General features: G+C 51.9%; 1 protein-coding gene and 1 pseudogene. Both read right to left on the reverse strand.

What is annotated here, in order from left to right; all coding sequences use genetic code 11:
• A pseudogene (locus ABUA47_RS23280) lies at positions 1–175 on the reverse strand (sugar O-acetyltransferase); the annotation flags it as partial.
• A gap of 128 nt (positions 176–303) precedes the next feature.
• Positions 304–2,497 (reverse strand): carbamoyl-phosphate synthase large subunit (carB, locus tag ABUA47_RS23285; protein WP_349832136.1); only part of this gene is annotated, 2,194 nt, incomplete at its 5' end.

Consider the following 2,497-nt stretch of genomic DNA (forward strand, 5'->3'; position numbering starts at 1 on the left):
AAGTAGCGGGAATACCTGGCACCAGTTCCTCCAGCAAACTCCGGTAATCCTCATCGTAAGTACTCATCACACGCATTTTTGCCAGCAAGCGCTTGGCATGCTCGAACTTCACCTGTATCTCCGGAACGGACATATCCGCCAACTGGGAGCTACGCATTTTTTCCACTTCATTCATATTATTTCTTCTTTTGATTCATACAGAGACTCAGCCCCGAACAAAAATACGGAAATAAACGCAGTATACCAAAAGAGCGGAAAACCTTTCGGCTTTCCGCTCCTGCAATCGTTTACAGAGCAAACAATTTATTTGTACTCCTGCCAGCTCTTAATCTGGATATCTTCCAGCTTCATTTCGCAGAATGCCTCGATAAAGGCACTTGCCAGGCGGGCATTGGTAATCAACGGAATGTTGTGGTCGATGGCACCGCGACGAATCTTGTAGCCATTGGTCAGCTCGCGTTTCGTATGGTTCTTCGGAATGTTGACAATCAGGTCGAAGGCATGGTCGGCAATCATCGTCATCACGTTGTTTTCCGCATCCGGGCGTTCATCCGGCCAGTAAACGGCTTCTGTCGTCACGCCATGGGCGTTGAGGAAAGCGGCTGTACCTGCCGTAGCATAAATCTTATAGCCTTTGGCAAAGAGCATGCGGCTGGCATCCAGCAAATCCACCTTGGACTTCATGGCTCCGGAGGAGAACATCACGCCCTTCTCGGGACGGGGGATTCTGAATCCGGTAGCAATCATGGCATTCAGCAATGCTTCGGAGAAGTCGTCGCCAATACAGCCTACCTCGCCCGTAGACGACATGTCCACACCCAATACTGGGTCTGCCTTGTGCAGACGGGAGAAGGAGAACTGGCTTGCCTTCACACCGATACGGTCGATGTCGAATGCCGACTTGTCCGGTTGTGTATAGGGAGCGTCCAGCATGATACGGGTAGCAGTCTCGATGAAGTTACGCTTCAGCACCTTGGATACGAACGGGAAGCTGCGCGATGCACGGAGGTTACACTCGATAACCTTCACCTCGTTGTTGCGTGCCAGGAACTGGATATTGAAAGGACCGGAAATATTGAGTTCCTTCGCAATCTGGCGGCTGATTTTCTTGATGCGGCGTGCCGTTGCAAAGTAAATCTTCTGTGCCGGGAATACCAGCGTAGCGTCACCGGAGTGTACACCGGCAAACTCTACGTGCTCGGAGATGGCGTATTCCACCACTTCACCGTTTTGGGCAACAGCGTCGAACTCGATTTCCTTGGTGTTCTGCAAGAACTGGGATACCACCACCGGATATTCCTTAGATACCTCAGCAGCCATCTTCAAGAAGTTTTCCAGTTCTTCTTCATCGTAGCATACATTCATCGCAGCACCGGAGAGTACGTAAGACGGACGCACCAGTACCGGATAGCCCACCTTCTCTACAAAGCCTTTCACATCTTCCAGGCTAGTGAGTTCCTGCCAAGCCGGTTGGTCGATGCCCAGCTGGTCGAGCATGGCAGAGAACTTGTTACGGTTTTCGGCACGGTCGATGGAGATGGGGGAAGTACCCAACACGGGAACTGACTGGCGGTGAAGCTTCATTGCCAGGTTGTTCGGTATCTGTCCACCCACGGACACGATGACACCGCGCGGCTGCTCCAGGTCGATAACGTCGAGCACACGCTCGAAGGAGAGCTCGTCGAAGTAGAGACGGTCGCACATGTCGTAGTCCGTAGAAACGGTTTCGGGGTTATAGTTAATCATGATGGACTTGTAGCCCAGCTTGCGGGCAGTCTGGATGGCATTCACCGAGCACCAGTCGAACTCTACAGACGAACCGATGCGGTAAGCGCCCGAACCAAGCACAACCACTGATTTTTCATTCTTATAATAGTTCACATCATAACCTTGAACGGCATACGTCATGTAGAGGTAGTTCGTCAGTTCCGGATGTTCGGAAGCCACCGTATTGATGCGCTTCACGGCGGGCAGGATGCCCAGCTCCTTACGACGGGCGCGTACGGCAAGGTTTTCCTTCTCCATATTGCCTTGCGGATTCAGCACGAAGCGGGCAATCTGGAAGTCGGAGAAGCCAAGCACTTTGGCTTCGCGCAGCACGTCGGCGGGGATGTCTTCCACCTTATTATATTGGGAAAGTTTCTGCTTGTAGTCTACGATGTTCTTCAGCTTGCCCAAGAACCAGGGGTCAATCTTGGTCAGCTCAAAGATGCGGTCGATGGCATATCCCTTTTCCAGAGCCTCGGCAATGGCAAAGACGCGCAGGTCGGTGGGATGTGACAGTTCGTAATCCAAGTCATCGAACTCCACTCCCTCATTGCCCACGAATCCGTGCATTCCCTGACCAATCATACGCAAGCCCTTCTGGATAATTTCTTCAAAGGAACGTCCGATAGACATGATTTCGCCTACCGACTTCATGCTGGAGCCAATTTCGCGGCTGACACCTACGAACTTTGTCAAGTCCCAACGCGGAATCTTGCAAATCAGGTAGTCA

Source organism: Bacteroides sp. RTP31139st1_H2_RTP31139_211217, from assembly GCF_040227615.1.
In the GTDB taxonomy this organism is placed as follows: Bacteria; Bacteroidota; Bacteroidia; order Bacteroidales; family Bacteroidaceae; genus Bacteroides; species Bacteroides uniformis.